Source organism: Stenotrophomonas sp. STEN035 (assembly GCF_056759935.1).
This window is the reverse complement of the sequence record NZ_JBRRDY010000005.1, coordinates 62,376-82,775: the sequence shown is the minus strand read 5'-3', so window position 1 is coordinate 82,775 and position 20,400 is coordinate 62,376. Positions and strand designations below refer to the sequence as shown.

15 protein-coding genes are annotated in these 20,400 nt (G+C 63.7%); 8 read left to right on the top strand and 7 right to left on the bottom strand.

All coding sequences use genetic code 11. The features are described from left to right. Positions 1-2 precede the first annotated feature (2 nt). The 4 genes from ACVOLL_RS04105 to ACVOLL_RS04090 all read right to left on the bottom strand — a co-directional run bounded on the left by ACVOLL_RS04105 (position 3) and on the right by ACVOLL_RS04090 (position 4,796). On the bottom strand, positions 3-878 hold the full coding sequence (locus ACVOLL_RS04105) for a MurR/RpiR family transcriptional regulator (RefSeq protein WP_481511722.1): 876 nt from the start codon (positions 876-878) through the stop codon (positions 3-5). A 2-nt stretch (positions 879-880) separates the two neighbouring features. After that, positions 881-2,236, bottom strand: a complete 1,356-nt coding sequence (locus ACVOLL_RS04100; RefSeq protein WP_481511721.1) for a GntT/GntP/DsdX family permease — start codon at positions 2,234-2,236, stop codon at positions 881-883. 23 nt (positions 2,237-2,259) lie between these two features. After that, the gene (locus ACVOLL_RS04095; protein ID WP_481511720.1) at positions 2,260-3,525 is read right to left on the bottom strand and encodes an amino acid deaminase; all 1,266 of its coding nucleotides are present in this window, start codon (positions 3,523-3,525) and stop codon (positions 2,260-2,262) included. Between the two features lie 122 nt (positions 3,526-3,647). Then, a complete protein-coding gene (locus tag ACVOLL_RS04090) occupies positions 3,648-4,796 on the bottom strand; it encodes an OprO/OprP family phosphate-selective porin (RefSeq protein WP_481511719.1) in 1,149 nt (382 codons plus the stop codon). Between the two features lie 119 nt (positions 4,797-4,915). Here ACVOLL_RS04090 and ACVOLL_RS04085 point away from each other — a divergent pair, with 119 nt between their 5' ends. Continuing rightward, complete coding sequence (locus ACVOLL_RS04085) at positions 4,916-5,575, top strand: response regulator (RefSeq protein ID WP_481511718.1); 660 nt, start codon at positions 4,916-4,918, stop codon at positions 5,573-5,575. Between the two features lie 134 nt (positions 5,576-5,709). Here the strand turns inward: ACVOLL_RS04085 and ACVOLL_RS04080 are convergent, their stop codons facing one another. Next, positions 5,710-8,352, bottom strand: coding sequence for a PAS-domain containing protein (locus tag ACVOLL_RS04080; RefSeq protein ID WP_481511717.1), 2,643 nt, complete (start codon positions 8,350-8,352; stop codon positions 5,710-5,712). 184 nt (positions 8,353-8,536) lie between these two features. On the opposite strand from ACVOLL_RS04080, the gene ACVOLL_RS04075 reads away from it, so the two are divergent. Both ACVOLL_RS04075 and ACVOLL_RS04070 read left to right on the top strand, forming a co-directional pair. After that, positions 8,537-9,868 carry a dicarboxylate/amino acid:cation symporter gene (locus tag ACVOLL_RS04075; RefSeq protein ID WP_481511716.1) on the top strand — a complete coding sequence of 444 codons (1,332 nt, stop codon included), beginning with the start codon at positions 8,537-8,539 and terminating at the stop codon, positions 9,866-9,868. Between the two features lie 233 nt (positions 9,869-10,101). Then, positions 10,102-12,393, top strand: a complete 2,292-nt coding sequence (locus ACVOLL_RS04070) for an NADP-dependent malic enzyme (RefSeq protein WP_481511715.1) — start codon at positions 10,102-10,104, stop codon at positions 12,391-12,393. Positions 12,394-12,629: 236 nt separating this feature from the next. Here ACVOLL_RS04070 and ACVOLL_RS04065 read toward each other — a convergent pair whose 3' ends face one another. Continuing rightward, complete coding sequence (locus ACVOLL_RS04065) at positions 12,630-12,995, bottom strand: helix-turn-helix transcriptional regulator (RefSeq protein ID WP_481511714.1); 366 nt, start codon at positions 12,993-12,995, stop codon at positions 12,630-12,632. 93 nt (positions 12,996-13,088) lie between these two features. After that, the gene (locus ACVOLL_RS04060) at positions 13,089-13,328 is read right to left on the bottom strand and encodes a hypothetical protein (protein WP_481511713.1); all 240 of its coding nucleotides are present in this window, start codon (positions 13,326-13,328) and stop codon (positions 13,089-13,091) included. A 66-nt stretch (positions 13,329-13,394) separates the two neighbouring features. Between ACVOLL_RS04060 and ACVOLL_RS04055 the strand changes: the two genes are divergently transcribed. The 5 genes from ACVOLL_RS04055 (at position 13,395) to ACVOLL_RS04035 (ending at position 20,394) form a co-directional block, all read left to right on the top strand. After that, a complete protein-coding gene (locus tag ACVOLL_RS04055) occupies positions 13,395-14,546 on the top strand; it encodes an HlyD family secretion protein (RefSeq protein WP_481511712.1) in 1,152 nt (383 codons plus the stop codon). 197 nt (positions 14,547-14,743) lie between these two features. Beyond that, a complete protein-coding gene (locus ACVOLL_RS04050) occupies positions 14,744-17,488 on the top strand; it encodes a M16 family metallopeptidase (protein ID WP_481511711.1) in 2,745 nt (914 codons plus the stop codon). A 270-nt stretch (positions 17,489-17,758) separates the two neighbouring features. Beyond that, entirely contained in the window at positions 17,759-17,956 is a 198-nt protein-coding gene (locus tag ACVOLL_RS04045; RefSeq protein ID WP_282267169.1) for a zinc-finger domain-containing protein, read from the top strand. 10 nt (positions 17,957-17,966) lie between these two features. Further along, positions 17,967-19,079, top strand: a complete 1,113-nt coding sequence (locus ACVOLL_RS04040) for a glycosyltransferase (RefSeq protein ID WP_481511710.1) — start codon at positions 17,967-17,969, stop codon at positions 19,077-19,079. Further along, positions 19,060-20,394 (top strand): O-antigen ligase family protein, encoded by a 1,335-nt coding sequence (locus ACVOLL_RS04035; RefSeq protein ID WP_481511778.1) that lies wholly within the window; start codon positions 19,060-19,062, stop codon positions 20,392-20,394. Before ACVOLL_RS04040 ends, ACVOLL_RS04035 begins: the two co-directional genes overlap by 20 nt. The last annotated feature ends 6 nt before the right edge of the window (positions 20,395-20,400 follow it).

Here is a 20,400-nt window from a genome sequence, read left to right as displayed (position 1 = left end):
GATCAGTCACCCAGCGGCAGGCGCGAATCACCGCCACGGTGGCGGTCCAGTGCCAGCTTGATGCGGCGCAGGTGCTCGTGGTTGGCATTGGCGTCGCTGAGCGCGGTGGTGGTGGCGAGCACGTCGATTGCCAGCATCATCGCGTAGCGCGAAGCGGAGGGTTTGAACACGAAATCCGTTTCCTCGATCTGGATCGGCAGCAGCCAGTCGCTGCGTTCGGCCAGGGCGGTGCCGGCTTGGGTGATGGCGCCGATGCGGGCGCCGTAGGTACGGGCGATATCGGCGGCGGAGACGATTTCCGGGGTGATGCCGCTGACCGACAACACCAGCACCAGATCTTCCGGGCCCAGCGTGGCGCCGATGATCTTCATCATCAGCGCATCGCTGCAGGCCGAGACCGGGCGGCCGAAGCGCACCAGACGGCTCTGCAGTTCCTGCGCGAACACGGTGGAGCAACCGCCCAGGCCGAAGATGTGGATCATCCGCGCGTTGCACAGCGCGTCGGCCAGGCCCTGCACCACGTCTTCCTTCAGGTTGGCGATGTTGTGGCGCAGGCTTTCCTGGATGTCATCGCAGATCTGCGCGTACAGCGCGGATACCGGTGGTGCGTTCTGCTGCTCCAGGAAGCGCTTGCCGACCGCGCTGGCCGAGGCCAGGCGTGCACGCAGTTCGCGGACATGCTCGCAGCCCAGTGCCTTGGCGAAGCGCGAGATGGCGGCCGCGCTTACTTCGGCGCGTTCGGCCAGCTCGCTGACGCCGTACTGCGCGGCGGCATCCACGTCGGCGAGGATGGCTGCAGCAATGCGCGCTTCCACCGGGCTGAACTCGTGCTGGCGCTGGCGCAGCTCATAGACGATATCGAACGTATTCTGCGACATGTTCAAAGCACCATGGAAAGGGCCATCACCAGCGACAGGGCGATGACGGAAATGAGGGTTTCGAGCACCGTCCAGGTCTTGAAGGTCTGGGCGACAGTCATGTTGAAGTATTCCTTCACCAGCCAGAAGCCACCGTCATTGACATGTGACAGCACCACCGAGCCTGCACCGGTGGCCAACACCAGCAATTCGGGGTGGGCATAGCCCATGGCGGCGGCAATCGGCGCGACGATTCCGGAAGCCGTGGTCATCGCCACGGTTGCCGAGCCGGTGGCGATACGCATCAGCGCGGCCATGGTCCAGCCCATCAACAGCGGCGACAGCTCGAAACGCTGCGACAGGCCGATGATCTCGGCGGCAACGCCGGTATGTACGAGGATGCCGTTGAGGCCGCCGCCGGCGCCCACCAGCAAGGTGATCGCCGCCGTAGGTGCCAGGCATTCCTGGGTGAACTTGAGGATCTGCTCGCGGCTGAAGCCGCGCATCAGGCCCAAGGTAATGAAGCTCATCAAGGTCGCCAGCAGCAACGCCACCACCGAGTGGCCGATGAAGCGCAGGCCATGGTTGAGGGGCGAGCCGGGCGTTGCGATCTGGTCGGCCCAGCCGCCAAGCAGCATCAGCACTACCGGCAGCAACAAGGTGGCCAGGGTGATGCCGAAGCTGGGCAGCTGCTCATCGGGAATGCGGCCATGGCCTTCGTCCAGTAGCGCTGCTTCCATCGGGTTGTGTGCGGGCAGCTTGACCCGTGGCGCGACGAACTTGGCGAATATCGGGCCGGCGACGGCAGCGGTCGGCAAGCCGATCAACAGCGAATAGAACACGGTGCGGCCGACATCGGCGCCATAGGCATTCACCGCCAGCATTGCCGCCGGATGCGGCGGCACCAGACCATGCACCACCGACAAGCCGGCCACCATAGGCAGGCCGACCAGCAACAGCGGCACGCCGGTGCGGCGGGCGACATTGAGCACGATCGGGATCAGCAGTACGAAACCGACTTCGAAGAAGATCGGCAAGCCCACGCAGAAGGCGATCAGCATCATCGCCCAGTGCACGTTCCTGGTGCCGAAGCGGGCGATCAGGGTGCGCGCGATGCGCTCGGCGCCGCCGGACTCGGCCATCATCTTGCCGAGCATGGTGCCCAGCGCGACGATCAATGCGATATGCCCCAGCGTCTTGCCGACTCCTTGTTCATAGGCCGGCAGGATCTCCGGTGCCGGCATGCCGGCAAACAGCGCCAGGCCCACCGATATCAAGGTGACACTGATGAAGGGATTGAGTCGGAAGCGGGCGATCAGCACGATCAGTGCAAGGATCGACAATGCGGCGTAGATCAACAGCAGATTACCGTCGGTCATGCGTACAGGCTCGATGGAAGCAGTTAGAACTGCGTGGAAACAGCGCCGACAACGCGGTGCGCGTCATCAACCACCAGCAGGTGGCGCCATTTGTCGAAGGTCAGGCAGGGGTGGGAAATATCGAAACAGAGCATGTCGCCCACCTGTAGTGCATCGTCGGCCTGCAGTTCGAGGAAGGCGTGCTGGTCCATCATCGCGGTGACCTTCCAGTGTGCGGCGGCTGCACGTGGCGCTGCATCGCCGGGGCGATAGTGCAGCGCGGGCACCGGCAAGCCCGCATCGAAGGCGGCGTCACGTTTGCCCAGTGCGATGATGGCCTTGCCCGGTTCCGGACGTGACTGCACATAAGCCCATAGTCGCAGTGCAGGTTGTAGGCTGCTGCCCATCTCGCGGGCGACCGGGTTGCTGGCGTGGATACGCTCGGCCGCCTGCCGGTAGATGCCGACGTCGTGGCTGAGGTAGCAGCCCGGACGCAGCACGATCTGCGTGTCGGCATCATTGGCCAGCACGGAGAACTCCTCGGCGACCACGTCGAACCACGCCGAACCGGCGCCGCTGAGGATGGCCGGCAACTGGCGGAAGCCACCACTGGCACGGATCGCCTGCCACTGCGCAAGGCTGCGCTGCAGCATCGCGCGCACGCCAGCCTCGTCGCCGGCGACACCTTCATAGACTTCCACGCCGACCAGCGCGACCGCATCCGGCCAACGCGCAATTTCGTCCAGCACGGCCTGTGCCTGGGCGTCATCGCGTACACCGGTACGGCCGCCGGCCAGACCAATCTCCAGCAATACCTTGATCTGCTGCCCGCGCGCGCTGAAGTAGCTGCCCAGCGCGGCCACATTGGCGACAGAGTCCACCACGCAGGCGAACCAGAAGCCCGGATCACGCTGCTGCAGAGAGGCGATGAGTTCGAAGTTGCCTTTGCCGACCAGCTGGTTGGCCAGCAGCACGCGCTGCACGCCCTCGGCATGGGCAGCAACGGTCTGCGGCGCGGTGGCCAGGGTGATGCCCCAGGCGCCGGCATCGAGCTGCATGCGGAACAGCGCCGGGCTCATGGTGGTCTTGCCATGCGGTGCAAGCTGGCAACCATAGGCCTGCGCGAATTGCCGCATCCACTGCAGGTTGTGCTGCAGCGCCGAGGCGCTGAGCACGGCGGCAGGCAGGCTGAGCTGCTCTTCCAGGATGGACGGCGCGGCGGCCGCAAGCGATGCCGGGGTCCACGGGGCGCCGCTGGGGAGGCCCTTGCCGACTAGAACTGTTTCGGAATGAAAGTAATTTTCCTGCACGAATCCTACCTCTTGCCGTGGTCACCCGTGATTATGGGTGGCTATTGGGGCGAAAGGTGGAGAATACGTGAAAATTATTTTCTTGTATGCCCGGCGCCGAGTGGGCCGGGCCAAACGGGGGCTTAGAAGTGCAGCTGGGCGCGTCCGGCAAGCACACCGGTGTGGTCCAGCGTCTGCCCGCGCAGTTCATCACGACGCTGGCTGTCGGTCCAGTCCAGCATCAGCCGGACGTTCTTGGAGGCGTACCAGTTCACGCCAACCGTCCAGGCTTCAGCGGTGACATCGCGGTGCTGCGCCGGCCATTGGCGGCCGTTGATGCGGTCATAGCGGGCCACCAGTTCCCAGGCGCCGAAGTCACCCTCGGGCACCAGCTGCACAAAACGGCCGCCCTGGGCGTCGTATGGGCGGGTTTCGCCAGTGAGCAGCCAGCTGCCCTGTAGATAGCCGGCCTGGATTTCGCCGCGTTGTTGACCGTCGTTGTAGCGGGCGCCACCGTACTCGGCCTGCCACGACCACGGGCCGGATACGCCGGCGGTTTCGAAGCTGTAGCGGTTGACCGTGACCGCGCGACCGCTGCGGAAGTCCACCAGCGGCAGGCGACCGTTGTGACCGTAGTGGCCGGTGGTACGGGCCTGTGCACACAGCGACAAGGCACCATCAGCGCCAGGATGGCTGTGGCGTTCACGGGCACCGGACAGGCCAAAATGCAGAACCTGGCCCGGTTGGCTCCACGGCGCATGGCCGATGCGGCCGCCGATGACGTGGCCCTTGGCCTGCCACACGTCGATGCTCTCCAGGCTGAAAACGCTGCCGCTCCAGAAAATCCCGCTGTTGTTGCCTTGGGCGCCGACGCCCAGCCGGTAAGCCGTGCCCAGCGACTGCACCAGGAAGCTGCGCTCGATTGTGGGGGTGTGATTGGCGCTGCTGCGGTCGTCCAGCGTATAGAACTGCTTGAACTGGCCAACCGTCAGTTGGGCGTTGCCGATCTTGTGGGTGAGGTAAACATCGCGGGCGACCGGGCGGTGGCCGGCGAAGTCGGCTTCGAGCTTGTAGCCCACGCTGTGGACCTTGCCGGCAAGGCCCAGCCACGCCGCGCGTAGATCGTCGCCGCTACGTTCGGCCACGCCGCGCTTGTCGTTGTCGAAATGGGCGAATTCGTAATACAGGCGGCCACTGGCAGTGGCCGTAAAGTCGTCGTTGGCAAGCGCAGCGGGCGCGGCAGCCAGCATCAGCAGACCAGTAAATGAAGCGCGCAGGGTGAATACGGCCATCCGTTGCCTCGGCATGTATAAGGGAGAGCGCGGACGATAGACAGGGCCCTTGCGGCCACCAATAGCGATTTGGGACTAGGGCTAGGGTGGGTGGGCTGCCCCCGTGCCAAACTTGCGGTATGAGTCTTATCAAGGTGCTTGTCGCCGACGACCACCCGTTGTTCCGCGCCGCCGTGCTGCATGCTTTGCGCGACGGCGGAGCCGTGGGCGAGATGCTGGAAGTGGCCAGTGTTTCGGCCTTGACCGAGGCCATGGCCGAGCACGCCGATGTGGATCTGGTCCTGCTCGACCTGACCATGCCGGGCGCGCACGGGTTTTCCTCGCTGGTGTGGCTGCGCGGCGAACGGCCTGAGTTGCCGGTGATCATCATTTCCTCCAATGACAACCCGCGGGTAATCCGCCGCGCACAGCAGTTCGGCGCGGTCGGCTTCATTCCCAAATCCGCACCGGTGGAGTCGATAGGTGCGGCCGTGGCTGCGGCGATGGACGGGGATACCTGTTTCCCACCATTGGCTGCGGTGCGCTCCGAGCACGACGCGCTGCTGGCCTCACGGCTGGCGCGGCTGACCCCGCAGCAGATCCGCGTGCTGCTGTGCATGGCCGATGGCCTGCTCAACAAGCAGATCGCGCATGTGCTGGGACTGGCAGAGAACACGGTGAAGGTGCACGTCACCGCTGTGCTCAAGAAGCTCGAATGCAATAGCCGAACCCAGGCAGCGGTGTTGTTGAAGACGCTGGAAGCAGAGTGGGAGCCGGAGTTGCCGGGATCTGCACCGTAGTGCCGAGCCATGCTCGCCAGGGGCCTTCCCAGCAAAACCAATGTAGTGCCGAGCCATGCTCGGCAGGGGCTTTTCCAGTAATGCCAAAGCCGAGCATGGCTCGGCTCTACCTTGCGGCGAGGCACATTGTTGATTCAACTCCCACGTTGATAAAGATGCGTCATCAGTGAGCGCAGTGCCGCGGTCCGCGCCTGCTTGGAGACAAAACCCCAGTTGCGGTCGCGTGCGAGCTCGTGCAGATCCGGGTCCTGCTCCGCGGTGAACAGGATCACCCCGGGTTCACTGCTCCAGCCTTCCACCAGAAGGGGCAGCAGGTCGGGGCCGCTGATATCACCCATGCGTACGTCCAGCAGCAACAGGTCGGGAACATTGTCGGCACGAGCTGCTGCCTGTGCGGCTTCTACCCCGCCGGCAAACTCCACCAGGCAGCCCCAGCGTTCCAGCAACAGGCGGGTGGCCAGGCTGATGCGGGGGTCGTCGTCGATGCACCAGACCCGGCAGCCGGCCAGCAGGGAGTCTGCTTGTGGCTCCTCCGCTGGCGTCACCGGTAGTGTGCAGCAGCCGACATCACCGCGTGGCACGGTGACCGAGAACACACTGCCGCGCCCGGGCGTGGAACGCAGGCCGATGCGGTGATCGAGCAGGTGAGCGATGCGGTCGACGATGGCCAGCCCGAGGCCGGCACCGGCCTCTTCGCTGCCGGCGTTGTCGAGCCGGCGGAACTCTTCGAAGATTTCCCGCTGGCGCGCTTCCGGAATGCCGGTGCCGGTGTCGTGCACTTCGATGCGCAGCTGTTCACCGTCGCGGCGGCAGCCAATGACGATGCGGCCGCTGCGGGTGTAGCGCACCGCATTGGATAGCAGGTTCTGCAGGATCCGCCGCAACAGTGCCTCATCGCTGCGCACCACCGCAGTGGTGGCAACGTGGCTGACCAGCAGGCCACGCGCATTGGCGAGGATGCCGAATTCGATGCTCAGTGCCTCCAGCAACGGCTCCAGTGCGAAATCACGGACCCGCTTCTCGAGCGCGCCAGATTCCAGCCGCGAGATGTCGAGCAGGCTGGTCAGGATGCCGTCCTGCGCGGTCAAGGCGTTGTCGACATTGTTGGCGATATCGCGGCTGTCGGTATCGGTCAGACGGCTGCGCAGGGCCGATAGAAACATGCGCGCGGCATTCAGCGGCTGCAGCAGGTCGTGCACGGCGGCAGCTACCAAGCGCGTCTTGGCCTGATTGGCTTCCTCGGCATCGCGCTTGGCGCCGGCCAGATCATGGGTGCGCTCGCTGACCCGCAGCCTCAACGTGTCGGCCAGCGAGCGCAGGTCGCGGGCGGCGTTGCGGTAGGCGGTGATGTCGGTATAGCTGGTGACGAAGCCGCCGCCCGGCAGCGGGTTGCCGCGGATCTCGATGACGTTGCCATCACCGCTCTCGCGCTCGTGCATATGCGGGGTGGCCGAGCGTAGGTGGTTGAGCCGGCGTTCGATGGCTTCTTCCACCAGGCCGGGTCCGAGCAGCCCGCGGCGTGCGTTGTATTGGAAGACATCGGCAATCGGGCGGCCCACCTGGATGAGCCCCGGCGGGAATCGGAACAGCTCGATGTAGCGCCTGTTCCAGGCTACCAGGTTGAGCTTGGCATCGACCACGCATACCCCTTGCGGCAGATGTTGCAGGCTGGCGCTCTCGCCATAGTCAGTCGCATGGGCAGCATGCACGACGCCGTCCTGGGCGGTGCGCAGTTCCTGTGCGTGCAGCTCCACCAGTTGTTCCAGCTCGCGCCGGCTGCGTTCGCGCAAGCGTGCCAGTCGTTGCCGCTGCCATAGCCCATAACCCAGCAGCAGCAAGGCAATCAGGCTGGCCATTACCGCGCCGGCAAAGGTACGCGCGTTGTTGCTGCTGCTGGCGGTACTGCGTAGCAGGTGCAGGTTCCACTGCTGTTGTGGCAACGGCTGCGAGACCCAGATCACGTCGCCGGCATCGGGCAGTTTCACCCGTTGCTGATTCGGCCCCAGCCGTGTGCCCGCCGAATACTGCAACTGCTGTTGCGGCAGATGGGTGTATTGGCGGGTGTGTAGCAGTTCTTCGCGGACACCGCTGCCCAGTGCATGCAGGGTCAGATAGCGCCAGGGCCGATGGCTGGAGAGGAAGATCACGCCATTGCTGTCGCTGACGAAAACGGTGTCGCTGGTGTCTGCCCAGGTCTGCTCCAACGGCCGCAGGATGACCTTGACCACCACCACACCTACCGGACTGCCGCTCTCATCGCGCACTGCTTCGGACAGGAAATAGCCGGGCATGGCGGTGGTCACGCCCTCGGCATAGAAGGTGCCGCTGCCCTGTTGCATCGCCTGACGGAAGTACGGGCGGAACTGGTAGCTATTACCGACATTATTGCTGCGCGGCATGCGCCAGTTGCTGGCGGCCACTGCCATGCCGTTGCGGTCAAGCAGGGTCAGGGTCGAGGTGGCGGCCACGCCGTTGACGCGTTCGAGCTTGCGGTTGAGACGGTCCAGCTCGGTGCTGTCCATCGTGGTCCGGGCCAACGCGGTACGCACATCCGGGTCCAGGGCCAGTACCGCCGGCAGCACTCGGTGGCGTTCGATCAGCGCCTGCAGGGCCTCGCCGTGCAGATGCAGCTGGGTTGCCGCCCGCCCGGCGTCGCTGGCAAGGCTGCTGCGCTCGAAATGGCGTAGCGCCACCAAGCTCATCGCAGCGATGACAAGGGTGGCTGTGAGTGGCAGCAGCCAGCGCATGCGGCGCCGATGGGTCGGGAAGAACGGCATGCCCCGATGGTCCGGCAGGGCTGGCGCGGGGGGCCATAGGTCTTGTCCGGTTATTGGCTGGGTCGGTCCGAAATCGTTGATCAGGTCCGGCGTCTGTGCTTGCAGTAACACCAATGCGTTATCGGCGGCGCGCGGCTTGACGCGTAAAAAACCTCCCGTAGTAAACAACCGAGGTTTCTCCGCCATGCACGCCCCTTCTGCCATCGTTGCCAGCCCGGCCGCACGCCGGCTGCCGCTCTACCGTCAGCTTTATGTGCAGGTGCTGGTAGCGATCACGCTGGGCGTGCTGTTGGGCCACTTCGAGCCGGTGTTCGCCGAACAGCTCAAGCCGCTGGGTGATGCCTTCATCAAACTGGTGAAGATGATCATCGCGCCGGTGATCTTCCTGACCATCGTCACCGGTATTGCCGGCATGACCCATCTGCGCACCGTTGGCCGCGTGTTTGCCAAGGCGATGGCCTACTTCATGTTCTTTTCCACCTTGGCCCTGGTGGTCGGCATGGTGGTGGCGCATGTGGTGCAGCCCGGCGCCGGCATGAACATCAATCCGGCCGATCTTGATCAGACTGCGGTGGAGGGTTATGTGCAGCGCTCGCACGAGCTGAGCCTGGTGGGCTTCGCGCTGGATATCATTCCCAAGACCCTGGTCAGCCCCTTTGTTGGCGACAACATCCTGCAGGTGCTGTTTGTAGCGGTGCTGTTCGGGATTGCGCTGGCCTCGGTGGGCGAGAAGGGGCGCCCGGTGCTGGCCCTGCTGGAAGCGCTGACCACACCGGTCTTCAAACTGGTTCACCTGCTGATGCGGGCCGCACCGATCGGTGCGTTTGGCGCCATCGCCTTCACCATTGGCAAGTACGGGATCGCCTCGCTGGTCAATCTGGCCTGGTTGGTTGGCTCGTTCTACCTGACCTCGTTGCTGTTCGTGGCGGTGATCCTTGGTGCGGTGGCGCGTCTGTGCGGGTTCTCGGTGTTCAAGCTGGCTCGTTATCTCAAGGCCGAGCTGCTGCTGGTGCTGGGCACCTCCTCATCGGAGTCGGCATTGCCCTCGCTGATGGAGAAGATGGAAAAAGCCGGCTGCAGCAAGTCGGTGGTGGGCATGGTGGTGCCAACCGGTTATTCGTTCAACCTGGATGGCACCAACATCTATATGACCCTGGCGGCGCTGTTCATCGCCCAGGCCACCAATACTGAGTTGAGCTTGGGCCACCAGATCGCGCTGCTGCTGGTCGCCATGCTCAGTTCCAAGGGCGCGGCCGGGGTCACCGGCGCAGGTTTCATTACATTGGCCGCTACGTTGGCGGTGGTGCCCGAGGTTCCGGTGGCCGGCATGGCCCTGATTCTGGGGGTGGACCGTTTCATGAGTGAGTGCCGTTCGCTGACCAATTTCATTGGCAATGCGGTCGCGACCGTGGTGGTTTCGCGCTGGGAGGGCGCGCTGGACCGGCAGCGCCTGACGCTGGTGCTCGATGGCGCGGAGCCGTCGGAACTGCCACCGTCGCCGCCGGCCAAAGGCTGAGGTTTACCTGTGTGTGTGTTTTTGCGCGGGGCCAGCCACCGAGCAGGCTGCCCCGCGCCTTTTTTGCGTCCCGAGCTTGTCATCCTCAGGGCTGAAACTGGCGGACACACAATGGCGTGGAAAGGTCCGAATTGTGCGGTTGCAGCATGAATGCGACAGCGTAGCGACAGGTCCAGCTGCCTTAACGGCGTTATCATCTCCCGTCCTTCTTGCCCATTAGCGCCCACAACTCGATGTCCAACGAAGATTTCAAGCAGGCCGCCCTCGAATATCACCGGATGTCGCCGCCAGGCAAGATCAAGGTGGTGGCAACCAAGCCCATGTTGACCCAGCGCGACTTGTCGCTGGCGTATTCGCCGGGTGTGGCACATGCCTGCGAAGCGATCATGGAAGACCCGGCCATGGCCAGCGAGATGACCGCGCGCGGCAATCTTGTTGGTGTGATCACCAACGGCACCGCAGTGCTGGGCCTGGGCAATATCGGCCCGCTGGCCGGCAAGCCGGTGATGGAAGGCAAGGGTGTGTTGTTCCAGAAGTTCGCCGGCATCGATGTGTTCGACATCGAGATCAACGAGAACGACCCCGACAAGCTGGTCGAGATCATCGCCTCGCTGGAGCCGACCTTCGGCGGTATCAATCTGGAAGACATCAAGGCACCGGAGTGCTTCATCGTCGAGCGCAAGCTGCGCGAGCGGATGAACATCCCGGTGTTCCATGACGACCAGCACGGCACCGCGATCATCGTTGGCGCCGCCGTGCTCAACGCCATGTGCATCACTGGCAAGAAGATCGAAGAGGTCAAGCTGGCCACCACCGGCATGGGCGCGGCGGGTATCTCCTGCGTCAACATGCTGGTTTCGCTGGGTTTGAAGCCGGAAAACATCCTGGCCTATGACCGCGATGGGGTTATCCACACCGGCCGTACCGATCTGGACCCGGAAAAGGCCCGCTACGCCCGCGATACCGACAAGCGCACGCTGGCCGAGATCGTCGATGGCGCGGATATCTTCCTGGGCCTGTCGGCTGGCGGCATCCTCAGCAAGGACATGGTCGCCAGCATGGCGCGTGATCCGGTCATCTTCGCCCTGGCCAATCCCTATCCGGAAATCCTGCCGGAAGACGCCAATTCGGTGCGTTCGGACATCATCATGGGTACCGGCCGTTCGGACTACCCGAACCAGGTCAACAACGCGCTGTGCTTCCCGTACCTGTTCCGCGGTGCGCTGGACGTTGGCGCTACCACCATCAACGAAGAAATGAAGGTTGCCTGCGTGCGCGCGATTGCCGCGCTGGCCCGCAAGGAAGCTTCTGATCTTGGCGCCGCCTATGGCGGTGACGTGCCCAGCTTCGGCCGCGACTATGTGATCCCGCGTCCGTTCGATCGTCGTCTGCTGGTTGAGCTGTCGGCCGCCGTGGCTCAGGCCGCGATGGATTCGGGTGTTGCTACCCGCCCGATCGCCGACATGGGCGCCTACCGCGACAAGTTGGCCCAGTTCGTCTACCGCACCAGCTTGTTCATGAAGCCGGTCTATGACCGTGCGCGTTCGGAAAAGCAGCGCGTGGTCTACGCCGAGGGCGAAGAAGAAGTGGTGCTGCAGGCCGTGCAGAACGTGATCGACGAAGGTGTTGCCTTCCCGATCCTGATCGGCCGTCCGGACGTGATCGAGGCCCGCATCGAGCGGCTGGCGCTGCGCATGCGTGCCGGTGTCGATTTCGAAATCACCAACATCAACGACGACCCGCGCTTCAATGAGTACTGGCAGTACTACCACGAGATGACCGGCCGCAAGGGCGTCACCGTGGCCGCGGCCAAGAACCTGATGCGTTCGCGTCCGACCCTGATTGCGGCGGTGATGGTTGCCCGCGGCGAGGCCGATGCGATGTTGTCGGGCCTGGTTGGCCGCTTCCACAAGAAGCTGGGCTATGTGCGCAGCGTGATTCCGCTGGAGGCCAAGGTCAGCTCGACCTCGGCGATGACCGGCGTGATCAACAACCAGGGCGTGTTCTTTTTCGTCGACACGCACGTGCAGGAAGACCCGAGCGTCGAGCAGATCGTCGAATCCACGCTGCAGGCGGCGTTCCGCATGAAGCTGTTCGGTATCGAGCCGAAGATCGCATTGTTGTCGCATTCCAACTTCGGCAGCCACGACTCCAAGGACGCGCTGAAAATGCGTCAGGTGCGCGAAGCGCTGCTCAAGCGCAACCCGCGCTTGAACGTGGACGGCGAGATGCAGGGCGACACCGCATGGGATGAAGCACTGCGCGACAAGCTGCTGCCCAACAGCACGCTCAAGGGCCGTGCCAATCTGTTCGTGCTGCCCAACCTGGAAGCGGCCAATATCGCCTACAACCTGGTGCGCGTGTTCACCAATGGCGTGGCGATCGGCCCGATCCTGATGGGCATGACCAAGCCGGTGCACATCCTGACCAGCAGTGCCAGCTCGCGCCGGGTGCTGAACATGACCGCGATTGCCGCGGTCGATGCGCAGATCCGCAAGCAGATGGAAGCCGACCGCGCGGGTTGATTACCAACCCGCATGCGTCAAAGCAGAGCCGGCCTTGTGCCGGCTTTTCTTTTGCCGGTGAGCGAGGCCGCCGATCTCTTGTGGGAGCGGCGTAAGCCGCGAAGCAGGTGGCTCATCAGATCGAAAAGCGCCTGATACTTCAGCAATGCCAGCTTCGCGGTTTACACCGCTTCCACTAGCAGTGGCATGTGCTCCGGACAGGCGGCGCCGATTGAGCCATCGGTCGCCGCCGAAGATCAGAACTGTGGAATCTTCTGTGCCTCCACTATCTGCAATACCAGTTTGCGGGTGGCCGCACGGCAGGACCGATACGCCAGCAACAGCCTCCGCTCCGATGGATCGTCCACCAACTCTGCGTTTTCGCTGGGTATTGCAGCAGAGATCGCATCCAGGTCACCTCGTCCCGTTGCCAGCCATTCAAACGAAACATCTGTCACCAACGCGATGGTGATCAAACGCATCGTGCTGGGCGATATGCCCGTCGGACTTTCCCAGTTTCCCACCGCGCTGCGGCTTACTTTCAGTTGGCCTGCCAACTCCGCCTGCGTCATCTTCATCTTTCTCCGCGCTTTGCGGATGCGGATTCCCAGATGGTCATGCATAAATTTCTCCTCGAGCGTTGACCATGAGAGCCGACTAAAAGCCTAAGCCATTGCGAGCTTGCGAAGTCGGCAAAGACTTATTGTCAATGTTCATTACGTCCGTGGATTGTCGGAACGAAACTCGTCATCGATATTGACGATTTTTGCCAATGTAAATTGCACCGTCTGTTCTCGCGGCTCGATGCCGCTAGGCTGCGGCGGAGGCAGTAATTCATGATGGATAGTCGTGGGTATAGCGCTGACAGATGGATGAGTTTTTTTCTTAGGCGTTGAACTCTTGGTGCAGGCGTGGCGCAAACCGAATCGAATGAAAAACTGCAGGCTGTCGATCATCGTTGGTGGTCATGGATGGAATTCAAGCGGCCCGCAAAACTGTGCCTGTATTCAGCAGGTACATTCGTGCTGTTGGTTGTCATGGCGATGGCATTGGTCATCCGCGGCGGTAACGAAGCCGCTGTGGTGGTTGGCCGGCTGGTCCCGGTACAGGGGATGGCAACGGTGTTGGCACCGGCGGGCGGCGTCGTACGTTGGCTGGATGCTGACGATGGCAAACGTGTGGTCGAAGGCGATACGCTGGCCTTGGTCACCACGCCGCGCGCGATGCCCGAACTCGGTGACGCCAATTTGGCCTTGGAGCATGGGCTGCAGCAGAAGCAGGACAGCTTCGTATTGGCGCGCGACGCGCTCAAGGAGCAGTTGGCGGCACAGGCCACAGGCTTGCATGAGCAGATGCTGGCAGCTCGCGCTGAAGCACAGCAGATCGCACTGGAGGTCGCTACGCGGCGAGAGCAGATACGGGTCGCCGGCGATGTGCTGACGCGGCGGCGAGGGTTTGAGTCAGCGTCCGCCGCTGGCCTTGCAGCAGCAGAACAGCAGGAGGCGCTGGTGTTGGAATACACCGTGCAGCTGCAATCGCTGCGCCGCCAGCAGGCCGCAACCCAGCGCCTGATTGCGCAGCTGAAACAAGCCATGCAGGAGTTGCCGGGGCGGCAGAAGGCCAACGATGCCACTTATGCGGAGCATCTGGCGCAGTTGCGCCTGGATCAGGTTGAGAACGAAGCCAGTGCTGCGTTGCTGGTAAAAGCGCCAGTAGATGGTGTGGTGGTCGCACGGATGGTCAAGCCAGGGCAGTCGGTGCATTTGGGCCAGCCGCTGCTCAGCGTATTGCCGGGTGATGGCCGGCTCGAGGCCGAGCTGATGGTGCCGGGGCGCGCGATCGGTGCAATGGCGCCTGGTGACAGGGTGGTGCTGCGCTTTCAGGCGTTTCCGCATCAGAAGTTCGGTGCCCAACACGGCACCATCGCGCACATCAGCCGGACTGCGGTGGATAGTGAAGAGGCCAGCTTCGCACCGGAGCTGCCGGCGGTGAAGGAGGCCTTCTATCGCGTTACCGTCGAGCTGGCTAGCCAAGCCATTGTGGCCCATGGCCGCTTGGAGCCGCTCAAACCCGGGATGATGCTGGATGCGCAGGTTTCCGGCGAGCGCGAGCCGCTGAGTGATCGTTTGCTGCAGCCCATGTATTCGTTCGGCGGCTGGTTGGGCGGGCGCTGATGGTTGGTGGTAGCAACGATTGCGGAGTCGGCCCAATTGGATGAAGGCAGAGGCCAGATTCACCGAGTGGCGGCACAGTGTCGTCAGCTTTTGCGATGATTGCCGTTGGGGCTTGGCCGCACTCGACCCGATGTTGGGAGCGCCAAGCGTATGGGTATGTGCGTTGATCGAAGACCAACGAGGACTGGATTCCGATGATGAAGCTTCCGTTTTGTGGCTTGGCTGTAGCGCTTTCGTTGGCATTGACGCCACTGGTGCAGGCAAAGCCGGTCGTGGCGACCACGCCTGGCAGTGTGCAGGCAGGTCCCTGTGTCGAGGGTGTGTGCGAGTACCGTTTGCAGAATGGCCTGCGCGTGCTGCTGTTCGCCGATGCCAGCAAACCAACCGTTACCGTCAATCTGGTCTACGGCGTGGGCTCGCTGCATGAGAACTACGGCGAGACCGGCATGGCGCATCTGCTTGAGCACCTGATGTTCAAGGGCACGCCAAAGCACCCGGACATCCCCGCTGAAATGCAGCAGCGTGGAGTGAGCAAGAACGCGACCACCTCGCTGGATCGCACCAATTATTTCGCCTCGTTCCCGGCCAATGACGACACCCTGGACTGGTTGTTGGGGCTGGAGGCTGACCGCATGCTCAACTCCAAGGTGGCCAAGGCTGACCTGGACAGCGAGATGACGGTTGTCCGCAACGAAATGGAAGCTGGCGACAACAGTCCGATCGGCGTGTTGATGAAACGCATGCGCTCGGTGGCCTTTGATTGGCACAACTACGCCAACATGCCGATCGGCGCGCGCTCGGATGTGGAGAACGTGCCAATCGGGAATCTGCAGGCGTTCTATCGCACCTGGTATCAGCCGGACAACGCCTTGTTGATCGTGGCTGGCCGCATCGACAGCGAGCAGGTGCTGGCGCGTGTTGCCGCGCATTTTGCGCCGCTGAAGAAGCCCGCGCGGGCCATGCCCACATTCCATACCGTGGAACCAGTGCAGGACGGTGAGCGGGAAGTCACTGTGCGCCGTAGTAGCGATTTGTCCTTGATTGCCGCCAGCTACCACGTGCCGGCGCTGGCACAGGCTGATAGCGCGCCGCTGGCAGTGTTGGGCAATGTGTTGGGGGACAACCCGAATGGTCGCCTTTACAAGGCGATGATGGAAACCAAGCTGGCCGCCTTTGCTGCCGCCAGCAGCGAGACCCTGCATGATCCTGGCTTGTTCACCCTGGTGTCGGTGCTGCCCAAGGATGGCGATCCGGGCAAGGTGGAGGCCGAGTTGCTGAAGCAGGCAGAAGCGATCGCTGTGGCACCGGTCACCGAGGCGGAAGTGAGCGCTGCCAAACAGCGTATCGACAACGCCATCGACAAGCGTGCCAGCGACGTCAACGCGATGGCGATGGCCTTGTCCGAGTACCAGGCTGCCGGTGATTGGCGTTTGTTGTTCGTGCAGCGCGACGCGATAGAGAGAGTGACTGCTGCCGATGTGAATCGCGTCGCGGCGGCCTATCTGAAGCCGCAGAACCGTACCTTGGGCCGCTTCGTGCCTACCGCCGTGCCGGACCGCGCGGTGATTCCGGCGGCACCCCCGATTGCAACACTGGTGGATGGCTACAAGGGCCGTGCTGCGGTCAGCGCAGGGGAGGCGTTTGATCCCAGCGTTGAAAATATCGCAGCGCGTACCGAGAGTTTTGTCATCGGTGACGGTCTACGGGTTTCATTGCTGCCCAAGCGTAATCGCGGGCAGACAGTGGCGTTGACTGCCACATTCCGCTTCGCCGACGAGCAGGCCATTACCGGCCGCAGCGAGGCCGGTAGCTGGGTAGGGCCGATGCTCATGGCGGGCAGCAAGCGTCTGGATCGTGGCCAGATCGCAGCCCGCTTTGATGCGCTCAATACCCAGGCGCAGGTGAGTGGCGGTATGCAAGGGGCCAGCATCGGCCTCAACGGAAAGCGCGAGAGCCTGATCGAGGCCCTGCGGCTGGCAGCCGACGTGCTGCGCAACCCTGCGTTCCCGCAGGCCGAGTTCGAGCAGCTACGGCTGCAGGCGATCACTGGGCTGGAGTTCCAGCGCAAGGAGCCGGGCACCTTGGCGTCGCTGGCACTGAGCCAGTACTTCGATCCGTGGCCGGTCGGGCACCCGCTGCACGTGCAATCGATCGATGAGTCGCTGGCACGGCTGAAAGCGCTCAAGCTGGAGGACGTGCGTGCCTATCATCAGGACTTCTACGGGACCGCCGTGGGAGAGATCGCGGTGGTGGGCGATTTCGATCCGGTGGCATTGAAGGCCGAATTGCAGTCCTTGTTTGCCGACTGGAAGTCGCCCAAGGCCTACGCGCCGATCAGCACCCATTACCGGGATGTCGCCGCAAAGCACGAACGTTTCGCCACCCCGGACAAGCCCAATGCGGTGTTGCTGGCACGGCAGAACATCTCGATCAACCTGGCCGATGCGGACTTCCCTGCGCTGAACATCGCCGTTGCCATCCTCGGTGGCGACCCGCTCAAGGCGCGTCTGGGCGAGCGCATCCGCCAGAAGGACGGCCTGAGCTACAACGTTGGTGCCGGGCTGAGTGCCGATGAAAGTCGCGTAGGCCGCGATGACAACGGCAGTCTGAGCATCCAGGCGATCGCGGCACCGGAAAACATGGGCAAACTGGAGACCGCGCTGCGTGAGGAGCTGACCCGCTTGGTCGCCGACGGCATCAGCGTGGAGGAGCTGCGTAGCGCAGTGGCCGAAAAGAAGGTGGCACGCGAGCAGTCACGGGCGGCCGATGGCGCCATCGCCGGACTGTTGAGTGACCATCTGTACTACGGCCGCGACATGAGCTTTGAAGCACAGCGTGACGCCGCTTATCAGGCGCTGACGGTGGAGCAGGTCAATGCTGCCATCCGCAAGCACCTCAAGCCGGAGCGGCTGAGCGTGTTTGTCGCCGGTGACTTCAAGTAACGTCGGCTTCAAGTAGGTAGCCAACGGGGCGGCCGGGTGCCGCCCCGTTGCTGACAGCAATCGAAGTCATGCAGCGTTGGTAGCCGGCTGCGGTGGCTGTTGTGAGCGGGGGATCGTGGCCCGCTCAGCTCAGGCTGGACCCGGGGGCGGCGTGGTCCCGGTCCCGGGGTGACCGTAACCGGCTTTTTGCTGCCCGCGCTGCATCGAAGCGGCCGCGTCGGCCCGGCGCTGCTAGAATTGCGCGGACCTGGTTTTTTTGTGAATGACGCCATGAGCCATACCGCCACCGCGCCCGCCAACGCCGAGAAGCGTTACACCGTGCACCGCGCTGACCTGCCGCTGAGCTGCCCGACGCCGGAAATGGCGCTGTGGAACTCGCACCCACGGGTTTACCTGCCGATCGAGAACGAACCCAATGGCGAGGCTGCCTGCCCGTATTGCGGTTCGGTATTCGTACTGGCCGACTGATCGCTGACCGATGCGCCGTTTGACGGTGGTGCAGTTGCTACCGGCGCTGCATTCCGGCGGCGTCGAGCGTTCAACTCTGGAAATTGCAGCGGCACTGGTGGCTGCCGGCCACCGGGCCATTGTCGTGTCCGCGGGCGGCCGCTTGCTGCAGCCGCTGCTGGACAGCGGTGCAGAACATCTGACCCTGGATATCGGCCGCAAGTCGCTGCTGACCCTGCGGCACGTGGCCCCGCTACGGCGCCTGTTCAGTGAAACCGGCGCCGATATCGTGCACGCGCGTTCGCGCTTGCCGGCCTGGCTGGGCTGGTATGCGCTGCGTGGCATTCCAGCGAGCCAGCGTCCGCACTGGATGACCACCATGCACGGGCTGAACTCGCCTGGCCGCTACAGCGGCATCATGGCCAGCGGCGAGCGGGTGATCTGCGTATCGCAGACCGTGCGTGACTATCTGCTTGAACATTACCGGCAGACCGATCCGGCCAGGCTGCGGGTGATACCGCGCGGGGTGGATGTGGCCCAGTTCCCGCGCGTGGAGCGCAGCGACCGCCGGCCGCGCCTGGCCGTGGCCGCGCAGCATCCACAGCTGGGCACGCAGGCGCCATTGTTGCTGTTGCCCGGGCGTGGCACCCGCCTGAAGGGGCACGCGCATGCCTTGCAGCTGCTGGCAGCGCTTCAGCGCGAAGGCCAACCGGCAATGTTGTGGATGCCGGGCGTGCGCGAGCCTGGCCGCGAGGCCTATGTGCGCGAACTGGAGCAGTTGGCAGGAACGCTGGGGGTGGCCGATCAAGTGGTGTTGAGTGAACCCACCACTCACATTGCCGAGGCCTATGCAGCCAGCGACCTGGTACTGCAGTTGTCGGACAAGCCTGAAGCATTCGGCCGCACCGTACTGGAAGCACTGTCGGTGGGTCGCCCGGTAGTTGGATGGAACCATGGTGGGGTGGGCGAGTTGCTCAGCCAGCTGCAGCCTTCAGGCGCGGTCGTGCGGGGTGACCTGCAGCGGTTGACGCAAAGCGTGTTGCAGTTGCTGCAGCATCCACCGTCGCTTCCACGAAAAATTCCCTATACGTTGCAGGCCATGCAGCGTGCGACCCTGGATGTCTATGCAGAACTCGGTAGCTGATCTGTCTCTGGCTGTGAGGCCACGTCAGGCGGGCTGGTGGGCGCCGATCTGGGTGATCGCCTATGTCGCCTTGCTGCCGTTGCCGGGCATCGCCGAGTCGGTGCTGGTGCTGGGTGCGTTGTTTACCGTGCTGCGCTTGTTGCTGCTGCGGCTGAACAAGGGCAGCGGCATCCGCAGCTTGTTGGGCGTGCCGGCGCTGGCGCTGACCAGTGTGCTGTTCTGTGCGTACTGGCTGCCACAGCTTGGCTCGGCGATAGGCGCAGAGGACCCGGGCAAAGTCTGGGGCAAGGTCGCCAGTGGGCTGCGCTACCTGCCCTTCATGTGGCTGGTGGCGATAGCGGTGGCTACCCCCCAGCGACGCCACACCACCTTTACCGGCCTGGCGGTGGTCACCGCGCTGTGGACGCTTGATGCATTGCTGCAGGCGGGTATTGGAACCAGCCCCTTGTTCTGGAGCCTGGATCAGCTCAAATGGCTGAGCAGTGGGCACGGCCTGTGCACCGTGCAGGAAGTTGCCGCGGCCGATCGCCTGCCCGGTGTCTTCGGGCCATGCAATCTGAAGTTCGGCCAGGTGCTGGCCAGCCTGTCGCCGTTCCTGCTGTTTTTTGTCGGCGCACGCCTTGGTCGTTTGGGCTGGTTGCTGACCGCCGCTGCAGTCGGCGCGGTGCTGGTGCTTGCCGGTTCGCGTGCGTCGCTGATTACCTATGCGCTGGTACTGCTGATCTCCGGTTGGCGCCTGTTGGGGGCCAAGTGGCTGCTGCTGGTGGTGCTTGCCGGCGTTGTCGGCGTAGGCGCATTGGCGGCGGGTTCGGCGCAGGTGCGTGAGCGCTTTGCGCGTACCGCGATGGCTTTCAGCGGAAGCACCAGCGGGGTCAACGAGGCGCTGTCCGGGCGCACTCAGATATGGTCGGCAGCTTTGTGCATGGTGCGCGAGCACCCGATCAATGGGGTTGGTGCGCGTGGTTTCCGCGATGCCTATCCGGGCTGCAATCCGAGCCCGGAGCAGCATCCGGTATGGGGCGAAGGCCCGGCCCTGCACGCCCACCAGATCGTGCTGGAGATCCTCGCCGAGACGGGTGTGCTGGGGCTGTTGCTGTGGATTGCCGGTGCAGCCATGGCGCTGCGGGCCTGGATCTATTCCGGGCCGCAGGCGCGTGAGCGGGCGCGGCCGGCGGCACTGGCCTTGGCGGTAACGGTATTCCCGCTCAATACCCATCTGGCGTTCTATTCCGCCTTCTGGGGTGGGCTGACGGTATTGCTGGCCGCGCTGTACGCCGGCGCCCTGTTGGCCGAGCCAAACGAGCGCAGCAACTGAGACGGA